Below are 1,828 nucleotides of genomic sequence, written 5' to 3'. Positions count from 1 at the left end.
ACCAGCGGCTCAACCAGGGCGGACGCCACGCGGCGCACCCCTTCCGGTTCCAGCTCATGCGGGACCTCGACGATCAGCTGACACTGCAGCCGCGCATCCACCCGCCGCTCACGCTTCTCCACCTCGTTCCAGAACGCGGCCCGCTCTCCCGGTGTCTCGCCCAGGGAGCCGTCGGAGATATAACCCTCCTTGTCGGCCACCACCGCCTTCCGGCGTTCCGCCTCCATCAGGTCGGCCCGTTCGATATAGCGCTGATAGCGCGCGGCCGTTCCAGGCTGGCACCGGAAAACCTGTGGCCGCTCGGCCATGGCTCCACGGCCGCCCGGCCTCGCGGCTTCCCGGGAAGCCGTGGAACCGTGGACACGTCCTTCGGAAGACCCGTGTCCACGGCTGCCCGTGGAACCGGTTGGCCGTGGCCCCGAGGAGCCGGGGCCTCCGGCGGAACGAGGTGAAGTTCCACGGGCAGCCGTGGACACGGCTTCCCGCACCGGGCCAAGGCGCGTTCCCGTCCGCCCCTCCCTACGCCGGACCTCCCACGCCCTGCGGGCGGCCTGGCTGGCCAGCTCCTTGACCCCCTCCGGAGCCTTGGCGAATTCCTCTCGCCCCAAGCGGTAAGCCCGTGTCCCGCGGTCATACCGACCGCCGGCCGCCTGTACCGCCTTCACCTGCGCCCGACCCGGGTAAACCAGCACCACACCCCTGGCCTTGGCGCGGTCCCCCAACGACGCGGCGGTCTCCGGGATCCTGCCGATGACCGCATGCCGGAAATGCAAGGTGACACGCCCCTTCGCCGACACCGGCCGGGTCGACTTGGCCGAGACAGGTTTCAGAAGCGCGGCGCCGCTGACCGTCGACAGCACCGGTGCGAACCGTCCCCCCCGCAGCGTGGCGCCGCGCAGCGCCGCCCTGACGACGCGCTCTTCGGCGCCAGAGTCCTCGGCCAGGCGCCCTACACGGCGCTCCTCCTCAAACTGATCTTGGCCGACCTGGAATTTCATCCGCTGCTCCGCAGCGCCTGGCGACAAGGCGCTTCACGTCCCGCGACCGCAAAGGGGTTCGACTGCGCGCCGCGAACCCGCCGAGAATGGGCAGTTTGCACTAAAAGTGCAAACGGGTTATTGCGCCGCTGCGTGAAATTTCGGGGTTTTGGCGCGCTGCTGAAGGACATCTGTCGCGCCCATTGACGCTAATAGATTGATATTATTGGATTTCAATTGGCTGATGCGTTCGTTGCCTTTGTGACCTTGACGCGACAGCCCCGGCCGCGCGACGGCGACAGGGCTTCATGCTTTCACATCAAAGGATTACGTGACGGCCTCGGTAGAGTGAGACAGCCGGGTTCGTGATCCCGCCCCGCTCAGTTCTTCCGCTTGTTGCCGCCGTCGGCCGCCTTGACGCGAGCTCGGCGCGACGCGGCTTTGTTGGCCGGCCCCTTCGGAGACGACGCGGGCGCAGGCACGGCGGCTGGCTCCTGGGCGGCAACTTGTTGGTCAGCCGGAGACGCCGCAGCCTTCGCTCCGGCCGGGCGCCGTCTGGGCTTCTTCAGAGCCACCGATGGCCTGGGCGTGTCGCCGTCCGGTGAAGACCTGTTGCTGGAATCCGCGTCCCTGACGGGTTCTTGCAGCGGCGCCTGGAGCATGGACGCCGGCGCTGTCGCCACAGCCGCCTTTTTCCTTCGCGGCAGACGCTTCTTGGGACGGAGACCGTCAAGGCGGCCCGCCTCGACGTAAGCCTCCCACGTAAGCTCCCCCAATTCGCTCAACACCAGCCTGGATGGCGTCTCATGGCCGGCGACAAGAAGGCCGATCCCCACCAGCTCGGCCACGAC

Annotated in this window: 2 protein-coding genes and 1 pseudogene; 1 reads left to right on the top strand and 2 read right to left on the bottom strand. The window is 68.0% G+C overall.

Translation table 11 applies throughout. The features are described from left to right. Positions 1–308 (bottom strand): MobA/MobL family protein (locus tag I55_RS36860; protein WP_044559560.1); only part of this gene is annotated, 308 nt, incomplete at its 3' end. 466 nt (positions 309–774) lie between these two features. Between I55_RS36860 and I55_RS36855 the strand changes: the two genes are divergently transcribed. Continuing rightward, a complete protein-coding gene (locus I55_RS36855) occupies positions 775–975 on the top strand; it encodes a hypothetical protein (protein ID WP_159107120.1) in 201 nt (66 codons plus the stop codon). A gap of 382 nt (positions 976–1,357) precedes the next feature. Here the strand turns inward: I55_RS36855 and I55_RS37965 are convergent. Beyond that, positions 1,358–1,828 (bottom strand): annotated as a pseudogene (locus I55_RS37965) (hypothetical protein); the annotation flags it as partial.

The sequence above is a fragment of the Azospirillum sp. B4 genome, from assembly GCF_000333275.1.
Classification (GTDB): Bacteria; Pseudomonadota; Alphaproteobacteria; order Azospirillales; family Azospirillaceae; genus Nitrospirillum.
The sequence above is the reverse complement of the archived record's forward strand: the minus strand, read 5'-3'. Positions and strand labels throughout refer to the sequence as shown.